The sequence below is a fragment of the Streptomyces sp. BF23-19 genome, from assembly GCF_041106355.1.
Lineage (GTDB): Bacteria > Actinomycetota > Actinomycetes > Streptomycetales > Streptomycetaceae > Streptomyces > Streptomyces virginiae_A.
Genome location: NZ_JBGBPT010000004.1, coordinates 42,601 through 60,128 on the forward strand (window position 1 = coordinate 42,601; position 17,528 = coordinate 60,128).

Here is a 17,528-nt window from a genome sequence, read left to right on the forward strand (position 1 = left end):
CCGAAAGGCGCCGGGACCGATCCTCCCCTGGTGACCTGGAGCCCCGAGCTCTCAAGGTCGTCCCCTCGGACCGTCTTCCCCGAGCGGCCCGCCTCCCTGTTGAAAGGATCTCCATCGGCAGCGGCGGCCAATCCTTGAGCAAGGTCACTCGAAAGAGCGGTGTTGTGGGCGAGAAACCCGTTTTCGAATACGGGTTCGATAGTCTGGCGGGGAGCGAAGGGGGTGCATCTGCGGTGGTACAACGCGTCGATGTGACAGGGGCCGACGGTGTGCGCCTGGCCGCCTGGGAGTTCCGCGAAGCAGAGGCCGAGCCCGACACCCGCCCCGGGGTGCTGTTACTGCACGGCCTGATGGGCCGCGCCTTCCACTGGGCCGGCACCGCCCGCTGGCTCCGCGAGCGCCGCCGCGTCGTGGCCCTGGACCAGCGCGGACACGGCCAGAGCGGCCGCCCGCCCGCCGCCCCCGACGGCACCCCCACCGCCCTGGGCCGCGAGGCCTTCGTGGCCGACGCCGAAGCGGTCGTCGAGCAGCTCGGCCTCGCCCCCGTGACGCTGATCGGCCACTCCATGGGCGCCCTCACCGCCTGGCAGCTCGCGGCCCGCCGCCCGGAGCTGGTCGAGGCCGTGGTCATCTGCGACATGCGCGCCTCCGCCCTGGGCGCGGCCTCCCAGCAGGAATGGGAGGACTGGTTCCACCACTGGCCCCTGCCCTTCCCCACCCAGGACGCGGCCCGCCGTTGGTTCGGCGAGGACGACCCCCGGGTGGAACGCCCCGATCCCGGCCGCGGCGCCTTCTTCGCCGAGGTCATGCACGAGGCCGCGGACGGCTGGCGCCCGGTCTTCTCCCGCCGCCAGATGCTGACGGCCCGCGAGACCTGGGTGCACGACGCGCACTGGGAGGAGCTCGCCCAGGTCCGCTGCCCGACCCTGGTGGTCCGCGGCCTGGACGGCGAACTGGGCCGGGCCGAGGCCCAGGAGATGGTCCGCGTCCTCCCGGCCGGCCAGTACGCGGAAATCCCCGACGCGGGCCACTACCTCCACTACGACCAGCCGACGGCCTGGCGCGAAGTCCTGGAACCCTTCCTCGACGGCATCAAGGCCGAAGCCCCCTGACCACGCCGACGCGTGTGCCCCTCCCACCCCGGGAGGGGCACAACGGTCCAGTGGGATCCGCACGTCTCGACTCCCGGTCGACCCCCTCCTCGTAGGGGTCGAACGATGCCCGGCCCGTTCCGGCGTGGTCGACGGTCGGTGGTCGGCGGTCGGGGGTCAGCCCTTGCTGACCGCCCAAAGGATCTCCGGAAGCTGCCGCGCCACCTTCGGGGCCGCGAGCCGCAGGCCCGCCCACGCGGCCAGCAGACCCCACACCACACCCAGCGGGAGCACGATCCAGGAGATGCCCTGGTGGTCACCCACCTGGAGCCAGATCGTCAGGGCGATCACCGGGGCGGAGATCACCGCCGAGACCAGCAGCCCGGCGAAGATGCCCGCCCAGGCGAGCCCGCCCTGCCCGGGGGCGACGTTCTTGAAGGCGCCGTCCGACGGGATCGAGTACGGGAAGCGGGCCGAGGCCAGTGCCCCCGTGCAGAGCATCGAGCCCAGCAGGGCCAGGGCCAGGCCGGTGGCCGCCGGGAGGGCCGACCAGTCACCGATCACGGCGGCCGTGATCACGGTGACCAGGACCGTGTACGGGACGGTGACCAGGGCCAGAGCGGCGGCCCGCGCCCGCAGTTCCACGTACGCGTCGTGCGTGGACGAGATGGTCTGCGCGACCATCCAGAAGGCGGAGGTGTCCTGGCCGAACTGGTTGTACATCTGCATGCCGAGCATGCCCGCGCCGAAGCAGCCGAGGTAGACGGATCCCGTGCCCTGGAGGGCGTTGAAGACCGGGATGATCAGGCCGATCGCGAGCGCGGTCACCCAGGCCGCCTTGGTCTTCGGGTCGCGGACGGCGTAGCGCAGCGTGCGCTGCATGGTCGCGCCCGTCCGGCCGCCGGGCAGCAGGGACCACAGCCCGCCCGCCCCACGGTCCTTCATCGGCCGGGCCGCGGTGATGGTCGAGCCGTCCGGGGTGACCATCAGCTTGGTCAGGCTCCGCTCCCAGAACCACAGGAGTCCGGCCACGGCGGCCAGGGTCAGCGCCAGTTGGGCGGCCGCCACCCCGTACGCGCCCTCGCTCGCCGAGTCCACCATGCCGACGGCGGTCGCCGGCGGCAGCCAGCGCACCACGGCCTCGACGGGCTCCAGGGAGGCCAGACCGCCCGCCTGGAACAGGCTCTGGCTGGCGAAGTTGGCCAGCTGCCCGCCCACGGCGATCAGCAGACCGCTGAGCACGGCCAGGTCGCGCCCCTTGCGGCTGGTCAGCAGCCGCACGTTGGCCGTGGCCATGGCCCGCGCGAGGGTCACGCAGCCGAGCACCAGCAGGGGCGCGGCCACCACGGCCGCCACCGCGCCGGCGGCGCCGCGCGCGACGGCCAGTACGGAGCCGACGGCCAGGCACAGCGTGAAGAGCGGCCCGATGCCGACCAGCGAGGAGGCGAGGAGGGCCCGTACGAGCGGACGCGGGCGCAGCGGCAGCATCACCAGCCGGCTCGGGTCGAGGGTCTCGTCCCCGGCGGGGAAGAACAGCGGCATGAAGGCCCAGCCGAGGGCCAGGACGGCGGCGAGCAGGACGACGACGGTGCCCGCGTGGGCGTTCCCGTGGAGCAGGGCCAGGCCGAGCGTCACGAAGAAGCCGACGATCAGGGCGAAAGCGAGCGTCGAGAAGTAGGCGGCCTTGCGCTTCGAGGAACCCTTCAGGCCGTTGCGCAGCAGCGACAGCTTGAGGCGGACGAAGACCGAGGTCAGCGGGATCGACGCGACGGACGAGGCCCCGGCGGTTCCGGCGGACCCGGCGGGTCCGGTGACGGAGGTGATCACCGTGCCGGCCGGGCCGGCGGCGGGCGAGGTCATCGCGATCCCGCCCCGGAGCCGCCGCCGAGCCACTCCAGCGAGTCCCCGGCCGCGTCGCGCCCGTGGGCGCCGACCAGTTCGAGGAAGGCGGCCTGCAGCGAGGGCGCGGAGCCCCGTACGTCGGCCAGCGGGCCCGCGGCGCGGATCCGGCCGGCGGCCATCACGGCCACCCAGTCGCACAGCGACTCGACGAGCTCCATCACGTGGGAGGAGAAGATGACGGTGGCACCGGAGGCCGTGTAGCGCTCCAGCACCCCGCGGATGGTCTGCGCCGACACCGGGTCGACGCCCTCGAACGGCTCGTCCAGGAAGAGCACTTCGGGGTTGTGAAGCAGGGCGGCCGCCAGGCCGATCTTCTTGCGCATACCGGTCGAGTAGTCCACGACCAGCTTGTGCTGCGAGCCCGCGAGGTCCAGGACGTCCAGCAGCTGCGTCGCCCGCTTGTCGGTCTCCTCGCCCGGCAGCCCCCGCAGCCGGCCCATGTAGCCGAGCAGTTCGCGGCCCGACAGCCGCTCGAAGAGCCGCAGCCCCTCGGGCAGTACGCCGATCCGCGCCTTCACCTCGGTCGGGTCGGCCCACACGTCGTGCCCGGCGACGTGGACCCGCCCCATGTCGGGGCGCAGCAGGCCGGTCACCATCGACAGCGTGGTCGTCTTGCCCGCCCCGTTCGGGCCCACCAGTCCGATGAACTGCCCCGCGGGCAGTTCCAGGTCGATCCCGGCGACGGCCACCTGCTCGCCGAACCGCTTCCACAGACCTTCCACCCGCACGGCGGGCGGCGCGGATCGCGCGCCACCCGTTCCGTACGTCCCACCCGTCGCATCGCCCTGGTCCGGCATGCGCCTGCCTCTCATTACGTCCCCGTTGGTCGTTCCTTCTTCACCATAGGAGGAGGGGGAGAGGCTTGAGCAGTTACTTATGTCATCAGTTTTCGCCCTGATTTCGCATGTCCGGCGGGCGGTTCCGGCGGGCGCGTGCCGCGGGTCGGTCAGCCCTGGCGGCGCTTGCGTTCCGCCGCGGCCTCGCTGCCGCACGCGTACGCCAGCGCGTCGATCAGCTCCTCCGTGTCCGGCAGCCACCGGTTCGCCGGCGTGGGCCGCCGCGCCCACTGGACCGAGCCCCGGCCGCCGAAGCGGGTGGGAGGTGCCGCCACGTACTCGCCCTCGCCCCGCGCCACCAGGTCGATGGTGGCGGCCGGCCAGCCCAGCTTGCGCACCAGGTCGGGCACCTTGACGCCGGCACCCGGCAGGACGAAGAACAGCATCCGGTGGTCGGGGGTGAGGGTGACCGGCCCGAGGGTGCGCTCCATCCGCTCCAGCCGGGCCAGCGCGAGGAATCCGGCCGACTCGGGCACGTCCAGCGCGTCGAACGTCCGGCCCGTGGGCAGCAGGATCGAGGCCAGCGGGTGCTTCGCCCAGATCCGTCGGACCTGCACGGCGCTGCCGGTGGCCTGCGCCGCCCAGTCCTTCACCGCCGGGTGGGCGCCGGGCGTCGGGCAGTCCGCGGCCGCGCAGGAGCACAGCTCGCGGCCGTCCGCGGGCTCCAACCAGGTGCCGGCGAAGACATCCCAGTGCCGTTCTTCCGCGTACCGCACGGCATGGTCCAACAGCTGCTCGCCGCGCTGCTTGGGGATGGGTGCGGTCTCCGTGACTGTGATGGTCTCTTCCACGCCCATCACAACTCCTCGGGTCACCCGGGGTTACGGGCGTAAACCAAGGGGCGGGCGGAGCATCGATCCTGCATACGGGGCGCACTGGTGCACGCGTGGGGGCGCGTAGGAGGCCGGGGCGCCGGAGTTGGGTAGCGACACGACGCAGAGCGGAAGATTCTCCGCACATCAGGCGGGAAGTGATCATTCCAACGGATCACCCGCGGTCAGCAGGGGGTTTTCATGGCAGCCAGGCCTCTCGTCGCCCGCCAGCCGAACGAACGGCTGCAGGCGCTCATCCAGGAAGCCGGGTGCTCCAACGCCGGGCTCGCCCGGCGCGTGAACATGTGCGGGGCCGAGCACGGCCTCGATCTCCGCTACGACAAGACCTCCGTGGCCCGGTGGCTGCGCGGCCAGCAGCCGCGCGGCCGGGCTCCCGGAATCATCGCCGAGGCGCTCGGGCGCAAACTGGGCCGGACCGTCACCATCGACGAGATCGGCATGGCCAACGGGAAGAACCTCGCCTCCGGCGTCGGCCTGCAGTTCTCCCCGACCGTCATCGGCGCCATCGAGCAGGTCTGCGAGCTGTGGCGCAGCGACGTCGGCCGCCGCGACTTCCTCGCCGGCTCCAGCGTGGCCGCCTCCGCACTCGTGGAGCCGAGCCGCGACTGGCTGATCACCGGGGCGGACACCCAGGTCGCCCGCAGCGGCGGCTCGCGGGTCGGCATGCCGGACGTGGAGGCGGTCCGCGCGACCACCGAGGCCCTCAAGGACCTCGACCACCGCTTCGGCAGCGGGCACGTCCGGCCGGTGGTCGTGCACTACCTCAACTCGGTGGTGTCGGGGCTGATCGGCGGTTCGTACCGGGAGCCCGTCGGGCGGGCCCTGTTCGCGGCCGTGGCCCGGCTGACCGAGCTGGCCGGCTACATGGCGGTGGACACGGGCCAGCCGGGCCTGGCCCAGCGCTACTACATCCAGGCGCTACGCCTCGCCCAGGCGGCGGGGGACAGGGCGTACGGGGGCTACGTGCTCGCGGCGTCCATGAGCCACCTCGCCGCCGAACTGGGCAACCCGCGGGAGATCGCGCAGCTGGCCCGGGCCGCCCAGGAGGGGACGCGCGGGCAGGTCACCCCGCGGGTCGAGGCCATGTTCTACGCGGCCGAGGCGCGCGGGCACGCCCTGCTCGGGGACACCCGGGCGACGGCGGTGCTGTCGGGGCGGGCGGTGAGCGCGCTGGAGCGGGCGGAGCCGGAGTCGGGCGACGACCCGGTGTGGATCCGCCATTTCGACACGGCGTACCTGGCGGACGAGCTGGCGCACTGCCACCGCGACCTGGGCCAGGCGGACGCGGCGGCCAGGCGGGCGGAGGAGGCCCTGCGGGGCCTCCCGGCGGGCAAGGCGCGCCGCCGGGCCATCGGGCTGCTGCTGCTGGCGGCGGCGCAGGTGCAGCAGCGGGAGGTGGAACAGGCCTGTCTGACGGCGACGCAGGCGGCGGAACTGCTGGAGGGGCTCCGCTCGAACCGGGGAGTGGAGTACCTGGACGACTTCCGGGCGCGGCTGGAGCCGTACCGGGAGGAGGCGGCGGTACGGGAGTTCGCGGCGCGGCTGGAGGTGACGGCGTAGGCGGGGTGTCCTGTCGGTCGAGCCCGGCCTGATCGGCAGGACACCCGTAGAGCGAGGCCGGACGGGGTTCGGGGTGCTCTCACGGTGGCGGTGCGTGACGGGGTAGCGTGGCCCGACGGTTCCGTAGGGTCGGGCGAGTCGGAGAAGGAGTCCCGGTGACGCAGAGCGGACAAGGGGGCGCCCCCCAGCCGGGTGGCCCGTGGGGTCCGGACCCGGCGTCCGGGTACCCGGCGTACCCCGAGCAGCAGGCGCCCCAGCAGGCGCAGCAGCAGCCGGAGCAGCAGCAGCTGCATCAGTCGCAGCCCGGGGCCGCGTACGGATATCCGCAGGCCTATCCCGGCCCGCAGGCCGCGCCCGGTCATGTGGTGGGGCCCGGCTACGAGGGGCCGGGGGATCCGCACGGCTACGGCTATCCGCCGCTGCCCGAGGCCGCGACGCAGTACATTGCGCCGGTCCCGGCCGCGCCCGGCCACGAGGAGGCGGCGACCCAGTACATCCCGCCCGTCCCGGCGGCGCCCGGCCACGACGAGGCGGCGACGCAGTACATTCCGCCGGTTCCGGCCGCGCCCGCGCACGAGGAGGCGGCGACCCAGTACATCCCGCCGGTCCCCGCCGACCGCGCCGTGGACGGGTTCGACGGGCTCTTCCGGGGCGACGACTCCGCCGGGCACACCCAGCACCTGCCGCCCGTGCAGGAGCCCGTGCTGCGCCCCCAGCCGCCGCGCCCCCGGTCGCAGCGCCCGCAGCAGCCCCAGTACCAGCAGCCGCACCCCCAGCACCCGCAGTACCAGCAGCCGCACCCGCAGCAGCAGTACGCCCCGCCCCCGGAGACCGGGCGCAAGGTCTCGCCGGCGATCATCGCCGCGGTGGTGATCGGGCTGGCCGTCGTCGGGCTCGGGGTCGGTTCGCTGCTCGCCGACGACAAGCCGCAGAACAACGACCCGGGCGCGGTCGCCGCCGCCCCGACCGCGAGCGGCGGTTCCGCGGCCCCCGGCGGCGAGGCCCCGGTCGACCCGGCCCGCCCGCAGGCCGTCCAGCTGGACAAACTCCTCGCGGACAGCAACGACAGCCGGGCCGCGGTGATCAAGGCCGTGGAGGACATCAAGGGCTGCAGCAACCTCGACCAGGCGGCCGCCGACCTGCGCGACGCGGCCCGCCAGCGCGAGGAGCTCGTCACCCGCCTCCAGGAGCTGAAGCTGGACCAGCTCCCGGACCACGCGAAGCTGTCCGCGTCCCTGACCAAGGCCTGGCAGTCCTCGGCGGACGCCGACGACAGCTACGCGGCCTGGGCGGACGACGTCGACGACGACAAGTGCAAGGACGGCAAGGCCAAGTCCACCAAGAACGCCTCCGACGGCAACCGGTCGAGCGGCGAGGCGACGAAGGCCAAGGAGTCCGCCGCGACCATGTGGAACGCGATCGCGGGCAAGTACGGCCTCACCAAGCGGGACAAGTCCCAGCTCTGAGCCGGGTCCGGGCCCGGGGTCTGCGGGCCCGGGGCCTCGGGGTCCGTGTCAGGCCATGGGCGGGGCCGTCACCAGGGTCGGGGTCATGTCCAGGGACCGCTCGCCGGGCTGCGCCACGAGCCGCCCGGCCTGCACGATCTGGAAGGTGACCTGTCCGTTGACGATGCGGGGGAAGCCGGCGACGGCGCGCATGTCCTGGTAGCGCCAGCTCAGCTTCGGGGTGAGACCGCCGGTGTCGACCGGCTGCGACTCGTTCAGGGCGCGCTTGACCTTGCGGCCGGTGATCTGCTCGCCCTCCTTGAACCGCTCGAGGATCTCGCCGAGCACGGTGTACGCGATCCAGGTGGTCTGCGCCCCGCTGTCGTCGGGGTCGACGGTGTCGTCGCCGAAGGCGAACTCGGCGACCACCTTGCGCATGGGCTCCCAGAGCGGATCGGCGGCCACCGGGTACCAGCTGGTCAGGTACGCGCCCTCGAAGGGGCTCTCCTTGCCGCCCGTGCGGTCCACCAGGGACTGGCTGACGCTGCCCAGGACGGAGGAGATCTGCGGCTTCTTGCGCTGGGCGTCGGTCCGGCGGAAGGCGTCGAAGAAGGTCTCGGTGCGCTCGCCGAGGACGGCGGTCACGCAGCCCTTGTCCTTTTCCTTCTCCTTGCCGGTGCCGCTGGTGTGCGCGAGGGCCTCGCGGGCCTCCGGTCCGAAGTCGGCGGAGTCCTCGGCGGCCCGGATGTCGGAGGCGTCCGCCATCTTGTTGGCCCGCAGCCCGGCGTTGAGCAGGACCGGGAGGGTGTCGCCCGCGAGGGTGTCGGGGCGGACCAGGGCGACCTGGTTGCAGGCGCGGCCCAGCTGGTGGCCGGCGCCGGCGATCAGGACGGGCTGGCCGCCGTTGACCGGGTAGGACAGGGGGGACTGGAACTCCTCGGAGGAGACTCCGTAGCCGCCGATGAAGGGGATGCCCTCCGCCTCCAGCGGTGCCATGAAGGCGCGGCCGTGCTGACTGTAGGAGCCGACGACGGCGATGGCCTTCTCGGCGACGGCCTTGCGGGCGCAGTCGGCGGCGCCGGAGGCCGTGTTCTTCTCGTTGCAGGTCAGTACGCGAAGTTTGCGGCCGTTGATCCCGCCCTTGGAGTTCACCCAGCGCTCGTACGCCTTGGCCATGCCGGTCATTCCGGGCATGTTGGTCGCTTTGGTGTTTTCCGGTGCGAAGGTCAGGACGGTGACGGTGTCCCCGGAGCCCCCCGAGCCCCCGGGGATCGTCCCGCATCCGGCGATGAGACACGTACCCAGCGCCGTGGCCACGAAGGTGCGGGAGAGGGACACGACGCGTCGCGAGTTGGTCATGTCCATGCACCATTCCGCCCCACCGGTAACTGTCGAGTGAGATGGACACAACATCGGGTGACGTCCAGGTGAATTGCGGGGGCACGGTCCCCCTGGGCGCCTCAAGATCGCGCTGACCAGGAACGTACGATCGAAAGCGTGACATTCGCCCAAGGTTCGAAGAACCCTTCCCGACGCGGTGGCCGCTCCTCCACCATGGGCGGCATGCCCCTCAACGACATGCCGTGGTGGCGCTGGCGCAGCAACGTGCGCTCGGCGCTGCACATGCTTTCCGATCCGGTCTTCCACGAGGACACCTGGCTGACCGGCGACGAGGCGTACGGCGACATCACCGACGCCGTGTACCGGCTCGTCGAGGACACCTGGCTCGACAGCTGGTCCGCCGAGAAGTACGTCGGCACGATCTTCCGCGACTCGCAGGAGGCGGCCGTCGTCGACCTCGCCGTGCTGCGGGTGCTCCGCATCCTCCACCAGGTCGGGCCCGACGCCCCGGTCTCCGCCTACCTGGAGCACCACGCGTGGCCCGAGGCGGTACGTGCCGCGCGCGAGGCCCACGTACGGCTGGCGGAAGCCGACGGGGACGACCCCGACGTGCGACCGACGTCGCTCGATGCGTTGAAGATCCTCACCCGCGCGGTGTGAAAGGCTGTGCGGTCATGAGCGACCCGCACACCGAGGCCCCGGCCCAGCCCCAGTACGTCCTGACCGTGTCCTGCCCCGACAAGCAGGGCATCGTGCATGCCGTGTCGAGTTACCTCTTCATGACCGGATGCAACATCGTGGACAGCCAGCAGTTCGGAGACCGGGAGACCGGACTCTTCTTCATGCGGGTGCACTTCGAGGCCGAGCCCCCGGTGACGGTCGAGAAGCTGCGCGCCAGCTTCGCCGCGATCGGCGACTCCTTCAAGATGGACTGGCAGATCCACCGCTCCGAGGAGCGCATGCGGATCATCCTCATGGTGTCCAGGTTCGGGCACTGCCTGAACGACCTGCTGTTCCGTTCGAGCATCGGCGCCCTGCCGGTCGAGATCGCGGCCGTGGTCTCCAACCACACCGATTTCGCCGAACTGGTCGGCTCCTACGACATCCCGTTCGTGCACATCCCCGTCACCAAGGACACCAAGCCGGAGGCGGAGGCGCAGCTGCTGGAGCTGGTGCGCGCCGAGAACGTCGACCTGGTCGTCCTGGCGCGCTACATGCAGGTGCTTTCCGACAAGCTGTGCACCGAACTGAGCGGGCGGATCATCAACATCCACCACTCGTTCCTGCCGAGCTTCAAGGGCGCGAAGCCGTACCACCAGGCGCACGCGCGAGGTGTGAAGCTGATCGGCGCGACCGCGCACTACGTGACGGCGAACCTCGACGAGGGGCCGATCATCGAGCAGGAGGTCGAGCGGGTGGGCCACGAGGTGACGCCGGACCAGCTGGTGGCGGTCGGCCGGGACGTGGAGTGCCAGGCGCTCGCGCGCGCGGTGAAGTGGCACAGCGAGCACCGTGTGCTGCTGAACGGCGCCCGCACGGTCGTCTTCGCGTAGCGAATACAGCCTCGCAGGCGTTCGAGGCGCGGGGGTCTGGGGCGGCGCCCTCAGCAGCCGGCCCGCACGGGCCCGCCGCGCCTCACACCGGTGTCCGGCCCCTGCGGCTCGGCTTCCTGGGGCGCCGCCCCGGACCCCGCGCCTCGATCGCCGGCGAGGCCGGGTTGTGGGATGTACCGCCGAGCGCGCCGCAGGCGTTACGCGTCGGGGGCCTCCACGCCGCAGTAGCCCGCGAAGGCCGCCAGGATCTCGTCCTCCGAGATGCGGCCGTCGCTGTCCGCGTCCAGGGCGGCCGCCACCTGGGTGGCCAGCTCCGGGGCGGTGCCCAGGACGCGCAGCACCCGGGCCGCGTTCGGCGGGGTCGCGCCGCCGCCGTCCTCGTCCGCCACCGCGATCACGGCCCGCAGGAACGGCCGTGCGATCTCCGCGAACCGCTGCGGGTTGTCGCGCAGCCGCTTCGCGGCCCCGGTGATGAACTCCTCGCGGGACACCCGCTGGTCCCCGTCGACGTCCGCGATACCGGCCATGCCCTGCCAGAAGGCCTCGGCGCCCGCGAAGACGGCCTGGCCCTTGTCCGACCGGGCGGTGGTACCGAATTCGGCCAGGACGGCCTTCGCGGCAGCGCTGAAGTCCTCCCGGTCGATATAGCCGGACCCGTCCTGGTCGAAGGTGGCGAATCGGGCGGCGATCTTGCGCTCGTATTCTGCGCTGTCCATATTCGGCGTTCCGCCTTCACGTGTGCAGTGGGGTTCAGATCAAGACAAGGCAGGAGCGTAAGGCCTACGTGGCCTGTGCGTTAAGCGAAGTGGTCAAGGAGGCGGCCGCATCGAACCCGCGCACGGGGAGCGCGGTGGGGCGCGTACACCTGTCCCCATGTGCCGTCACCCGTACCACCGTTCACGCCCTGCCACGCACCTATCACGCAGGGCGCACTTCCAGGGTGAGGTTCTTCCAAAACAGGCGCGATACGCCATGTGCCCACTACATTCGATGCGTCGACACACGGCTGGGGGCATTCATGCCGAAGGACGCACCACCGCGCTGGGACCGCCGCATGCAGCAGCGACTCGCCCGTGGCGAGGCCGCCGCGCTCGGGGAGCTGTACGACCGCTTCGCCTCGCTCGTGCACAGCCTGGCGCACCGGGTGCTGGGCGACGAGAAGGCGGCGGACCGGATCACCCGAGAGGTCTTCGGATACATCTGGGAGAACCCGGACGCCTACGACCCCAAACAGGGCTCCATGCGCTCCTGGGTCGCCCGGATCACCCAGGGCCAGGCGGTGGCCCGGCTGCGCCAGGCCGAACTGGGCCGGGGCTCCCGCGAGGAGCTGGAGCAGAAGGTGCGCAGCGCCAACGCGGCCGCCCGCGCCGACTACATCGTCACCTCGATGCCCGCACCCCTGCGGGCCGCGCTGGAACTCGCGTACTTCAAGCGGCGCGACTACCGGCAGGCCGCCGCCGACCTGCAGATCAGTGAGGACGAGGCGCGGCGCAGGCTGCGCCTCGGACTGCAGCTGTTGTCGACCGCCAACGCCCTCCCGCAGGAGGAAACCGCCCGGTCCGGATATGGAACGCCTCGATGAACGGCCCTCCCCAGTCGCCCGATGACGGATACGAGCGTCTCGGCGGGCAGGCGCGGATACCCGGTCCGCGCGGGGCCGGCGACGACCTCGACCCGGCGCACGCGCCGCGGTCGTTGCCGCCGATGCCGCCCGCTCCCGTGCCGCCCGCTCCGATGCCGCGGACGCCGGCCGAGCTGCCGCCGGTCGCCCCGCCCCCGCCCTCCCACGCCGTGCTGAAGTCCCTGCTCGGGGCGTGGGCACTGGCGGCCTGCTCGGCCGAGGAGACCCAGGCGGTGGAGGACCACCTCACCGAGTGCGCGCCCTGCGCGGAGGAGGCCCTGCGCCTGCGCGACGCGGTGGGGCTGCTGCACCCGGAGGAGAACCTCGACCTGAAACCGCTGCTGCGTTCACGCGTCCTGGAGGACTGCCTGGGCAAGCGGCCGGCCCGCATTCCGGTGCCGGTGTGGGCGAGTCCGTACGACACCGAGACCGCGCGGCTCGACGCGCTGCTGCAGGACTTCGGGGACTCGGAATGGCACACCCCGGTACGGCTGAAGTGGTTCGAGGAGGAACGGCGCCGGTCGCAACGGACCACGGTGGCGGGGGTGATCGGCCATCTGCTGACGGTCGACGGGCTGATCGCCTCGGCGCTCGGGCTCGACGACCCGCTGGGGCCGGACGCGCCGAAGGGCGGTCCGACCGTGCGGACGGAGCACTTCTGGGGCGCGTCGGTGAACCCGATCACGCGGCAGGTCCGCGACCCGTGGCGGGAGCAGGGCCACACCCTGGTCCGTACGGTCTCCTTCGCCGGCCGCGGAGTCGCCGAGCTGGCCGTGGACTACGGCGGCTTCGCACTGCCGCTCGGCGACGCGTTCCTGGAGCGCGCCTTCGAGTGCTGGGTGCACGCGTGGGACATCGCGGAGGCGGTGGACTACCCGTACGAGCCGCCGGCCGGGCCGCACCTGCACGGGATGATCGACCTGGCGGCGCGGCTCCTGCCGGGCGCATTGGCGCAGCGCAGGCGCGCGGGTCTGGCCGCTCCGGCGCGGGGCCTGGTCGCGGCGGGCGCGCCCGGACGGACCCTGCACCTGGAGATCGAGGGCTCGGGCGGCGGAGGCTGGGACATCGCGCTGGACTCGCCGGGAGCGAAACCGTCGCCGGAACGCACGGTGGCGGAGATCGCCCTGGACGGCATCGAGTTCTGCCAGCTGGCCGCCGGGCACATCTCCCCGGAGGAGGCGGCGGTGGGCCAGCACGGCGACCGCGAGGCGATCCGGGACGTGCTGTTCGCGGCGGCGTCGCTGAGCAGGCTGTAGGAGGTGGGGCCGGGGGTACGGGGGCTCGTCGTACCCGCCGGCGCCGACGGCGCTCCGGTCACCGGTGATCGGCGTGACGGACTCCGAAGGACCGGGCCGGCGGACGTCGTGGTGCGGTGGCGGCGGCCTGCAGCAGCCAGTGGTTGACCGCGCAGCCCAGCGCGATGCCCGACCAGGCGAGGACCGCGTTGTCCGTCAGCAGGCCCGCGAGGAAGACGGGCAGGGCGATGCCGAACTCCTGGAGCAGACGCAGGCGCAGCACCACGCCGAAGCGGTCGGCGGCCTTGTGCCGGCCTTCGGCGGTGGCGGCCAGGAGACGGAAGGGGAAGGCGACGGCCTGTCCGACCATCAGCCAGGTGAACCACGTCGCGGCCGGACCGTGCAGGCCGTAGAGCCCGGGCAGTACCGTCCAGGCGGTGCTCGCGACGAGTACGCAGACGCCTGCGGATGCGGCCAGGACGCATCGACGTAGGTGCCGCCATTCCTGGTGGGAGGGGACCGCGTCCTTGCAGACCATGCCGGTCGCGTTGACCAGCGCCGTGATCGGGATGAGCAGCGTCGCCGTGAGCACGGCGCCGGCGGAGAACGCGGCGAGCCGGTCCGCCCACGAGGCATGGAGGGTCAGGGTGAGGACCAGGAGCAGTTCGAAGCCGATCACCGAGAGCATGTGTCCCCACTCGGTGAGCATGCTGCGCGCCACCTGGCGCAGCCAGCGTGCGCTGTCGCGGAGCCGGAGGGGGACGGAGAGGTGATCACGCAGCAGCCATACGGTGACGGCGCATTCGAGGGCGGCGATGACGGAGGTAGCGGCGTAGGCGCCGGCGAAGCCGAGTCCGAGTCCGTGGACGAAGAACAGGTCGAGCGCGGCGTTGGCGACGACGGCGACGGCGTACAGGGTGAGGAGGGGGCGGGAGCGCCGGAGTGCGAAGAGCGCCATGGCGCCGACGAACTGCGCGAGGCGTACCGGGGTGGCGATCAGCAGCCACCAGAGGGCTGACCGGGTGTGGTCGCGGACGGCCGGTGCGGCGACCAGGGTGTCCACGAGGAACGGCAGCACGGCCAGGCCCACTGCCGCGATGAGCAGCCCGGCGGCCGTGGCGCCGACCAGCCCGCCCTGCACCGCGCGCCGGCGGGCGTGGGCGGATACGGCCCCGGCCACGGACAGCCCGACGACGGGGCCCATGGCCATGGCGGTGATCGAGTCGAGGAGGAGCAGGCGCTGCGGTACGGCCGCGGCGGCCACGGCCTGTTCGCCCAGGGTGCTGATCACCCACAGATCGGTCTGGGCGATGGCCTGGCCCATGACGGACGCCACCACCATGGGGCCCATCAGGGCGAGGACGCGTCGGCCCAGCGACGGGGTGGTGGCGGTCGCGCCGGTCACAGCGGGCTCCAGGTGAGGGTGGCGAAGTCGCCGGAACGGGAGAGCGACCACCGGATGCCCGGTGTCGGCTCCAGCCCCGGCACCGCGGCGAGTTTCACGCGGCCGCGTTCCAGGGGTGAGTGTCCCTTCAGTGCCACGACGACCTTGGGGGTGGTGGTCCCGGTGGTGAGGGCCAGGCCCCGTTGCCGGTGCTCCGGTGAGGCGAACCAGCGGGCGGCCGAGGCGGCGAGCAGTTCGATGTGGTCCTGCGGCTGGAGGGCGATGCCTTCGGCGTTCAGGAATTCGAGGAAGTGCAGGTGCATGCGCCAGTCCAGCCGCCTGCCCGCGGCCACCGCCCATTCCAGGAAGGCCTCGTAGAGGTCGGTGGTGTCCGGCAGGCGTTCGGCCAGTTGTGGGATGCGGTCGAAGAGCTGGTGCCAGCGGATGCGGAGCGCTTCCTGGGCGATCAGCCGGTCACGGGAACCCGGGGTGAGGGAGTCACGTGCGGTGGGGCTGATGCAGGCGTTGAGCCGCGACGACTGCGGCGCGCGTGCGGTCAAGGTCCGTTCTCCATTCGTCCAGGTCGTGGTTGGCGTCGCGTTCGACGACGAGCGTGGCGTCGGGTGCGGCGCGGCCGGCGAACAAGGTCACCAGGTCGAGGGTGTCGTCGCTGACGGGGACGTCGTGGCTGTCGACGACGAGCGAGGGGGCCGCCGGGGAGGGGCTGTAGCCGGCCAGGTGGAACCTGCGGCCCACGCCCGGGACGTCGGCCCACGCGGCGGCGGGCTGCCCGGTGTTGAGCTGGGCGACCATGGCGTTGGACAGGTCCATGAGGACCTCGCATCCGGTCGCTTCGGTGAGCTCGGCGTAGGCGCGGGCCTGCGGGATGCCGGAGGGCGCCTGCGAGGGGAAGTTCTCCACGGCGAGGGTGGTGCCGAGCCGGTCCTGCCACGCGCGCACGGAGTCGATCACCGGCTGCCAGGCGGCGTAGTCCACCTCCAGGGCGACGGGCAGCGGCTGGCCGTTGTGGGAGAAGTGGGCGATGTGGTCGCTGACGTAGAGCAGGCCGCAGTCCTCCTGCCACTGGTTCACCAGGTTCAGGTAGTGGTCGAGGCGTGCCCGGTCCGGGTCCAGGAACCGGGAGAGCATGATGTGGCAGCCGACCGGGAGGTCACCGACCGTGCGGCGGAACTCCTTCGGGTCCAGGTGGGCGAAGCCGTCGATCAGGACCTCGACGAAGTCGATGTGGCCCGAGTCGCGCAGCCGGCATGCCATCTCGAGGGTGTCCGGCGAGGTCACATTGACACCGATCAGCATCAGCGCAGCTTCTCCTTGGCGTAGGCCAGCAGGTCCTGGGGGGCGCTGACCGCCGACGGGCGTTCGGCCGGGGGTATTTCGTCGAGGTTGAGGACGATGCGCTTGCCGCGGGCGCGGACGTCGTCCACCCACTGGTCGAACAGGTCGACGTAGGACAGGCCGCGTTGTTCGGAGGCCTCCGCGAGGCCCGGGATCCAGCCCTTGCACAGCTGGCGGAGGTAGGCGCGGCAGTAGGGGACGCCGTAGTCGTGCGGCTCCGTGTCCGCGGCTCCCGCGACGCCTGCCTGCCGGTGCCGTTCCAGGAACGACGCGGCCCGGGCGAAGTCGGCGTAGTACTGGTCCGGACGGTCCGTCCAGGTGATGTCCGCGTGTTCGACGATGACGGTGACGGGCTCGGTCTCCGTGATCAGCCGCTGGCTCACCACGGTGTCCAGCAGCGACCACACGCCTTCGTGGACGGCCTCGGAGTGGCCGTCGTGGAGGGTGCCGTCCCGTCCCGTGCGGACGCCCGACAGGTGCAGTTCGACCACCTGGGACCAGGGGACCGCGCCGAGCAGCACCTCCACGGGGACACCGCAGTTGACGGCGTCGATGTAGAGGTGGGCCAGGTCGACGATGAGGCCGGACCCGGTGTTCTCGCAGATGCGGGTCACCGCCTGCCAGGCGTCCAGGATGCCCCGGGCGGAGGCGGAGTAGCAGTTGGCGTTCTCCACCCAGACGGGCAGGCCCGAGGTCCGGTGGAGGTCGGTGAGGAAGCGGACGGCGCGTTCCTCTTCCTCCTTCGTGCCGGTGAAGTACGAGTGGAGTCCGAAGGATCCGCCGCCCAGGGCCCGGTCGCCGGTGACGTGCACCCCGATGGACGTCGGCTTGTTGCGGCGGGTGGCCGACTGCTCCATCACGTAGTCGATGTAGCGGGCCTGTTCACGCGGGCCTTCGCAGATCGCCGTACGCCCCAGGTGGAGGGAGAATTCCGGGACGGCCGGCACCTCGTCGAGGCTCTCCCATTTCCGCCACTCGTTGAACCCGAACTCCAGGAAGGGACTTTCACCGACGAGGGCGAGCCTCCTGGCCGGGTCGGGGTCGAGAAACCCCGGAGTGAATGCTCCACCCACTCGCAGGAAGTCGTCGTGGACCGGCTGAACTGTCGCCTGCATTTCTTTCCTCTCCCCCCTGTTTCCGCGTACGGCGCGGGCGCGCTCCGAATTCGGAGCGCGCCCGCACAATTACTCAGCCCTTGTTGTAGCTGCCGCAGGTCAGGGCCTCGGCCATGACCTCGATGTCCTGGATGTCGATCATTTCGTTCACCCCCTCACCTGTGTGCGATGCACTGGCCACGCAAGCGTCGGGCAGGTATCACCCTGCGCAGGCTCAGCCCTTGTTGTAGCTGCCGCAGGTCAGGGCCTCGGCCAT

The 17,528-nt window shown here is 72.0% G+C and carries 16 protein-coding genes; 7 read left to right on the forward strand and 9 right to left on the reverse strand.

The annotated features are described in order from the left end of the window. Positions 1-233 precede the first annotated feature (233 nt). Positions 234-1,112, forward strand: a complete 879-nt coding sequence (locus AB8A24_RS03535) for an alpha/beta fold hydrolase (protein ID WP_266384092.1) — start codon at positions 234-236, stop codon at positions 1,110-1,112. Between the two features lie 156 nt (positions 1,113-1,268). Here AB8A24_RS03535 and AB8A24_RS03540 read toward each other — a convergent pair whose 3' ends face one another. The 3 genes from AB8A24_RS03540 to AB8A24_RS03550 form a co-directional block, all read right to left on the reverse strand. After that, positions 1,269-2,951 (reverse strand): transporter, encoded by a 1,683-nt coding sequence (locus tag AB8A24_RS03540; protein ID WP_369474647.1) that lies wholly within the window; start codon positions 2,949-2,951, stop codon positions 1,269-1,271. Continuing rightward, positions 2,948-3,790, reverse strand: a complete 843-nt coding sequence (locus AB8A24_RS03545; protein ID WP_030732403.1) for an ABC transporter ATP-binding protein — start codon at positions 3,788-3,790, stop codon at positions 2,948-2,950. Before AB8A24_RS03545 ends, AB8A24_RS03540 begins: the two co-directional genes overlap by 4 nt. Positions 3,791-3,939: 149 nt before the next feature. Then, positions 3,940-4,620: a bifunctional DNA primase/polymerase gene (locus AB8A24_RS03550; protein WP_328965936.1), complete on the reverse strand. Its 681-nt coding sequence runs from the start codon at positions 4,618-4,620 to the stop codon at positions 3,940-3,942. A gap of 222 nt (positions 4,621-4,842) precedes the next feature. Here AB8A24_RS03550 and AB8A24_RS03555 point away from each other — a divergent pair, with 222 nt between their 5' ends. Then, complete coding sequence (locus tag AB8A24_RS03555) at positions 4,843-6,222, forward strand: transcriptional regulator (RefSeq protein ID WP_369474649.1); 1,380 nt, start codon at positions 4,843-4,845, stop codon at positions 6,220-6,222. 155 nt (positions 6,223-6,377) lie between these two features. Next, a complete protein-coding gene (locus tag AB8A24_RS03560; RefSeq protein ID WP_369474650.1) occupies positions 6,378-7,688 on the forward strand; it encodes a hypothetical protein in 1,311 nt (436 codons plus the stop codon). 48 nt (positions 7,689-7,736) lie between these two features. Here AB8A24_RS03560 and AB8A24_RS03565 read toward each other — a convergent pair whose 3' ends face one another. Beyond that, positions 7,737-9,026 (reverse strand): ABC transporter substrate-binding protein, encoded by a 1,290-nt coding sequence (locus AB8A24_RS03565; protein ID WP_328962826.1) that lies wholly within the window; start codon positions 9,024-9,026, stop codon positions 7,737-7,739. Positions 9,027-9,221: 195 nt separating this feature from the next. Between AB8A24_RS03565 and AB8A24_RS03570 the strand changes: the two genes are divergently transcribed. Beyond that, positions 9,222-9,668, forward strand: a complete 447-nt coding sequence (locus tag AB8A24_RS03570) for a hypothetical protein (protein WP_030774087.1) — start codon at positions 9,222-9,224, stop codon at positions 9,666-9,668. A gap of 14 nt (positions 9,669-9,682) precedes the next feature. Then, complete coding sequence (gene purU, locus AB8A24_RS03575; RefSeq protein ID WP_328962827.1) at positions 9,683-10,561, forward strand: formyltetrahydrofolate deformylase; 879 nt, start codon at positions 9,683-9,685, stop codon at positions 10,559-10,561. 197 nt (positions 10,562-10,758) lie between these two features. On the opposite strand, the gene AB8A24_RS03580 is transcribed toward purU, so the two are convergent. Then, the gene (locus AB8A24_RS03580) at positions 10,759-11,277 is read right to left on the reverse strand and encodes an EF-hand domain-containing protein (RefSeq protein WP_266384111.1); all 519 of its coding nucleotides are present in this window, start codon (positions 11,275-11,277) and stop codon (positions 10,759-10,761) included. 302 nt (positions 11,278-11,579) lie between these two features. Here AB8A24_RS03580 and AB8A24_RS03585 point away from each other — a divergent pair, with 302 nt between their 5' ends. Together AB8A24_RS03585 and AB8A24_RS03590 are read left to right on the forward strand one after the other, a co-directional pair. Continuing rightward, a complete protein-coding gene (locus AB8A24_RS03585) occupies positions 11,580-12,143 on the forward strand; it encodes a sigma-70 family RNA polymerase sigma factor (protein ID WP_030732432.1) in 564 nt (187 codons plus the stop codon). After that, the gene (locus AB8A24_RS03590; protein WP_369474654.1) at positions 12,140-13,438 is read left to right on the forward strand and encodes a zf-HC2 domain-containing protein; all 1,299 of its coding nucleotides are present in this window, start codon (positions 12,140-12,142) and stop codon (positions 13,436-13,438) included. Before AB8A24_RS03585 ends, AB8A24_RS03590 begins: the two co-directional genes overlap by 4 nt. Positions 13,439-13,496: 58 nt before the next feature. On the opposite strand, the gene AB8A24_RS03595 is transcribed toward AB8A24_RS03590, so the two are convergent. From AB8A24_RS03595 to AB8A24_RS03610, 4 genes are read right to left on the reverse strand one after another with little or no spacing between them, the layout of a single operon-like run. Next, the gene (locus AB8A24_RS03595; RefSeq protein ID WP_328962829.1) at positions 13,497-14,822 is read right to left on the reverse strand and encodes an MATE family efflux transporter; all 1,326 of its coding nucleotides are present in this window, start codon (positions 14,820-14,822) and stop codon (positions 13,497-13,499) included. Continuing rightward, positions 14,819-15,361 carry a hypothetical protein gene (locus AB8A24_RS03600; RefSeq protein ID WP_328962830.1) on the reverse strand — a complete coding sequence of 181 codons (543 nt, stop codon included), beginning with the start codon at positions 15,359-15,361 and terminating at the stop codon, positions 14,819-14,821. Before AB8A24_RS03600 ends, AB8A24_RS03595 begins: the two co-directional genes overlap by 4 nt. Continuing rightward, on the reverse strand, positions 15,300-16,118 hold the full coding sequence (locus AB8A24_RS03605; RefSeq protein ID WP_328962831.1) for a DUF692 family multinuclear iron-containing protein: 819 nt from the start codon (positions 16,116-16,118) through the stop codon (positions 15,300-15,302). The genes AB8A24_RS03600 and AB8A24_RS03605 overlap by 62 nt, the downstream gene beginning before the upstream one ends. Beyond that, positions 16,118-17,272: a DUF692 family multinuclear iron-containing protein gene (locus tag AB8A24_RS03610; RefSeq protein ID WP_328962832.1), complete on the reverse strand. Its 1,155-nt coding sequence runs from the start codon at positions 17,270-17,272 to the stop codon at positions 16,118-16,120. The genes AB8A24_RS03605 and AB8A24_RS03610 overlap by 1 nt, the downstream gene beginning before the upstream one ends. Between the last annotated feature and the right edge of the window lie 256 nt (positions 17,273-17,528).